Raw genomic sequence first — 4,507 nt, 5'->3', positions numbered from 1 at the left:
AGAATGTGTATAAGAGACATAGTTACAACCTTAAAATTTAAATACAGGAGTGATTTTAGTATGATAAGACAAACACCATTAGAAAAACGTTATGATAAGTTAGGTCCAAACATAGTTAAAGCTCTTAAAAAACGCTATTTTGATGCTTATTATTGTAAAACCAAAAACGATGCTTTACAACAAATCTTAGATTTAATTCCTCAAAATCACACAGTCTCATGGGGAGGTTCTGAAACGCTTAAGGAAATGGGAGTGCAAATTGCTGTTAAAAATAAAGGATATGAAGTTATTGATAGAGATTTGGCAAAAAGCCCAGAAGAAAGAACAGAAATTATGCGTCAAGCACTTTTATGTGATACTTTTTTAATGAGTAGTAATGCTATTAGTGAGGATGGTCAGCTTTTTAATATTGATGGAAATGGAAATCGAGTAGCTGCAATGATTTTTGGACCAAAAAATGTTATAGTTGTTGCTGGCATGAATAAGATTGTAAAAAATATTGATGATGCAATACAAAGAGCTAGAACAATTGCTGCACCAGCAGTTGTACAGCGTTTTCAAGATGTTAATACTCCTTGCTATATTAATGGTAGTTGTATAGGTTGTACAAGTCCTGAAAGTATTTGTGCATATATGGTAACTACAAGGATTAGTCGTCCAGCAAATAAGATAAAAGTAATATTAGTTGGAGAAAATCTTGGTCTATAAAATACATCTGTAAACAAAAATAATTACATAAATAATAAAATAATGTTACATAGTCTACTTACATACGTGATAGAGAGAAAATTCTATATGGAATTTTCTCTCTATCACTTTTACCTTATCCTTAAATTTTCTATATTCCAATTTTCTTACATACTATTTACCTTAATAATCAAAATATCTACTACTTTTTTTGTTTAACAATTATTAAAAAATCGTCATTACTTTGAAAAACAAAATTATTTCTTTCTTGACATCATTATGCATATATAGTACTATTTATATAAAGTAGTATATATACATATTAATATCAATTATTATGCCTATAAAAAATAGCATCACTAATAAAATAAATTTTCAGGAGGTTCAAGACTATGAATTATAACTTACTTACTCTTTCATGGGAAGATATTTTAAATTTAGACAAAGAAAAACTAGTAGTATTTGTTGGTATAGCTCCAATTGAGGAACATGGTAGACATTTACCAATAGGAGTGGATATTTATGAAACAGATGAGTGGATTAACCTTGCAATTGATAAACTAGACTCAATTTTACCTAGTTATTGTTATGGAAAACTTCCTATAATACCTTTGGGATTTGCAGATATGGGAACTTTCCCAGGTAATATTCATGTTAGCCGTGAATTAATTTATAAAATAATTTATAGTACATTAGAGAATATAGTTAAATGGGGTGTTAAAAATATCATTGTTATATCTGCTCATGCTGACCCATTACATACAATCGCTGTAGAACAAGCCTGTGAATCAATCAACAAAGAATATGGTATAATTTCCATTGCACCTATGGGCTCAATTTTTAATTATGAGCAAAAAAGAGTTTTGAAAAAACTTTCTAATTCTGTTGAAGAAAAAATCAAATTATTTCCAAACGATTTTCACGCAGGCTGGATTGAAACATCAAATATGTTAGCACTATATCCTGAATTAGTAAGTGATAATTATCAAGAGCGACCTGATATATCTATTCAAGATAATGAAATGATGAACATTCAAAAAGTTATTAATACAATTAAAAATGAAGGTCATATTGGATTTCCTAAAGAAGCGAGTAAAGAATTAGGAATTGAATTAAACAATGATACTGGAGAACAAATATGCATAGCTACACATAAATTTATTCTTCGTTCTAATTATGAAAAATATATGAACCATCCTTTATACCATATATCAAGCCTAAAACTTAAAATCTAAAACTTATAATTACTATAACACTTAATTTTTTAAACCAATACAATCTATTTATAACATATAAAAAAAACTGCATAAACTCTGATAAATAAATATAAATAACATAATAAAAGTGGCACTTAATAAGTGCCACTTTTATTATGTTATTTATATTACATATTTAATTGTTTTGATTTTTATATAATTCAAGTAAATATTTATATTGCCAATCATGTTCTTTATTAGCATCTTTATTTTTATAAGAAACAACTTTTACATAATAAACATCTACATATTGACCATAATTTTAATAAATTATTGAGTATATTTTATCTAGAAATTTAATTTTTTTGTTCTCCATCAAGTTTTTTAAAATAATCTTTATTATATTCAGCTAGATAATCTGTACCTCCTCCAGTGATTACATTTAAAAGTTTCATTGCAAACTCAGGACTAGCTTTACATATATAATTATCCCCAGACTTAACGACTTCTAAAGCGATTGTAAACTCTTTTTTATTTGCAGAATCAATATCCTTCATAGTTGGATTAGGCATCATTTCTCCTAGTTTAGGAGGATTCTTTTTTAATATAGAAACCATATCTGTATTATTGACTTTTAAATCTACAATAACTTTATCGTCTTTTTTCTTTATATTTTCAATTTTCCAAGACATATTTTTAGAGTACATTTTAAATCCTTCTTTGTCGCTATATATAAAACTACCTAACCCTGATTCTGGAAAATATTTATCTACTTTATCAGAATCTTGAGTCTTTATTGCATTAAACATATTATCTACTTCACTTTTTATTTTATTGTCATTATTACACCCAGTTAATACTAATACTGAGATTGCAAACATTATAATACATATAGTAATTTTCTTCATTAAATTATTTCTCCTTACATTTTTTTAAAATATTGATTTATCCTTTATATTCTTTGAAAAAGTTGTAGTAATTGCATTTTGAGGGCAAGCTTTTATACAATCACCACATCTAATACATTCTAAACTATTTACATCTTCATATATTGGAATATCAAGTTTACATTTTGCCTGACATGCTGTGCAATTTGTACATTTATCTTTATCAATTTTAAATCTATATATTGAAATAGGATTAAAAAAACTATAAATTGCACCTAAGGGACATAAGTACCTACAAAATGGTCTATAAATCATTATTGACATTAATAAAATCAATATCAAAATACTTAATTTCCAGCTAAATAAGAATCCTATGGATTCTTTTAAACTTTCATTTTCTAAAATAAGAGGTACCCCACCTAATAGTGTTCCTGAAGGACAAATCCACTTACAAAACCAAGGATTCCCACCACCTGCTACATTTACAATAGTAATTGGTAAAATAATTACAAAAACTATTAAAACTATGTATTTTAGATATTTTAAATATTTATCACCATAAACTTTTTTTACTTTTAATGGAAATGGTATTTTATATAATAAATCTTGAGTAAGTCCAAAAGGACAAAGCCATCCACAAATAAAACGTCCAAAAAAAGCTCCAAATGCCATTAAAAAACCCACAACATAAAATGAAAATTTATAATCCCTACTTGATAAAACGGCTTGTAGTGAACCTATCGGACATGCACCTAGTGCCCCTGGACAAGAATAACAATTTAATCCAGGTACACACAAGTTTTTGCTTTCTCCACCATAAATAGTCCCTTGCAAAAAACCATTTATATATCCATTTGTTAATGCTGTAAATGCAACCTGAGTAATAAGTCTTATATTATTGTTTATTTTTGATAATAACTTCATAATTGCTCTCCTAACCAATACCAATACATTCAAGGCAAATCATAATTGCCTTAGTTAATACTACATTTGCTTCTCCACGATATACGCCCAATACAATAAATGAAATACCAATTACAATAATAGAAATACCTTTTTTATTTTCTTTAATAAAGTTACTCATTACTTTTTACCATCTTTAATCTTTCGTCTATAATTTTTTTCCATTCTTCTTTGCTATTTGCACCTGCAACTTTATCACCTACAAATTTTCCGTTCTTGTCTACAAAATAAGTTGTTGGAAACTCTATAATTCTTTTAAAATCAGTCTTTTTCAAACCTTCAGATACTGTTAATTGTTGATAGGTAGCATTTGATTTTTTCATAATATCTTTAACTAAGTCTCTCTCTTTATCTGAAAGACCAGTTTTCATATCAGCTCCATCAACTTCTACAACTAATCCCTTTATAGCTACATTTGAATTATTACTTTCATATTCTTTTGATAAAGCTTCAAGTTCTGGCATTTCACCTACACATGGACCACACCAAGTAGTCCAAACATTAATAAGTGTAAGGTCTTTACTTGAAAACACCTCCTTTGTTACCTTATTTCCATCTACATCTTTTGTTTCTAGATTAGAGAACCATTCACTATTCTTTTTGCTTGTGTCTATAGGCTTAGACTCTTTTTTACTACAACCAGAAAGTATACCTAAAGCAAAAACACATCCTAAAACTAATACAAAAAACCTTTTCATACTTCACACTCCTAATATCTATATAATATATAAAATTGTTGATTGAAATAAGAGTAACCCATCCTCTATACTATAG

At 27.5% G+C, this 4,507-nt stretch carries 6 protein-coding genes; 2 read left to right on the top strand and 4 right to left on the bottom strand.

Annotated elements, in window-relative coordinates:
* On the top strand, positions 1-708 hold a 708-nt coding region (locus KGF52_RS20395), incomplete at its 5' end, for a lactate utilization protein (RefSeq protein ID WP_413927411.1).
* 371 nt (positions 709-1,079) lie between these two features.
* On the top strand, positions 1,080-1,922 hold the full coding sequence (locus KGF52_RS20390; RefSeq protein ID WP_227841439.1) for a creatininase family protein: 843 nt from the start codon (positions 1,080-1,082) through the stop codon (positions 1,920-1,922).
* Positions 1,923-2,239: 317 nt separating this feature from the next.
* Here the strand turns inward: KGF52_RS20390 and KGF52_RS20385 are convergent, their stop codons facing one another.
* The 4 genes from KGF52_RS20385 to KGF52_RS20370 are packed head-to-tail and all read right to left on the bottom strand — an operon-like array spanning position 2,240 to position 4,431.
* Positions 2,240-2,791, bottom strand: coding sequence for a hypothetical protein (locus KGF52_RS20385; protein ID WP_227841438.1), 552 nt, complete (start codon positions 2,789-2,791; stop codon positions 2,240-2,242).
* Positions 2,792-2,815: 24 nt separating this feature from the next.
* A complete protein-coding gene (locus KGF52_RS20380) occupies positions 2,816-3,694 on the bottom strand; it encodes a 4Fe-4S binding protein (RefSeq protein WP_227841437.1) in 879 nt (292 codons plus the stop codon).
* Positions 3,695-3,704: 10 nt separating this feature from the next.
* Positions 3,705-3,854, bottom strand: a complete 150-nt coding sequence (locus tag KGF52_RS20375) for a CD1871A family CXXC motif-containing protein (RefSeq protein WP_227827366.1) — start codon at positions 3,852-3,854, stop codon at positions 3,705-3,707.
* Positions 3,847-4,431 (bottom strand): TlpA family protein disulfide reductase, encoded by a 585-nt coding sequence (locus tag KGF52_RS20370; protein ID WP_227827365.1) that lies wholly within the window; start codon positions 4,429-4,431, stop codon positions 3,847-3,849. Before KGF52_RS20370 ends, KGF52_RS20375 begins: the two co-directional genes overlap by 8 nt.
* Positions 4,432-4,507 lie beyond the last annotated feature (76 nt).

The organism is Clostridioides sp. ZZV15-6597, assembly GCF_020657815.1.
In the GTDB taxonomy this organism is placed as follows: Bacteria; Bacillota; Clostridia; order Peptostreptococcales; family Peptostreptococcaceae; genus Clostridioides.
The sequence above is the reverse complement of the archived record's forward strand: the minus strand, read 5'-3'. Positions and strand labels throughout refer to the sequence as shown.

Excerpts from the sequence above, each read along its gene's own strand:
- KGF52_RS20390 (WP_227841439.1), top strand. The coding sequence starts at position 1,080 with ATGAATTATAACTTACTTACTCTTTCATGGGAAGATATTTTAAATTTA.
- KGF52_RS20385 (WP_227841438.1), bottom strand. The coding sequence starts at position 2,791 with ATGAAGAAAATTACTATATGTATTATAATGTTTGCAATCTCAGTATTA.
- KGF52_RS20380 (WP_227841437.1), bottom strand. The coding sequence starts at position 3,694 with ATGAAGTTATTATCAAAAATAAACAATAATATAAGACTTATTACTCAG.
- KGF52_RS20375 (WP_227827366.1), bottom strand. The coding sequence starts at position 3,854 with ATGAGTAACTTTATTAAAGAAAATAAAAAAGGTATTTCTATTATTGTA.
- KGF52_RS20370 (WP_227827365.1), bottom strand. The coding sequence starts at position 4,431 with ATGAAAAGGTTTTTTGTATTAGTTTTAGGATGTGTTTTTGCTTTAGGT.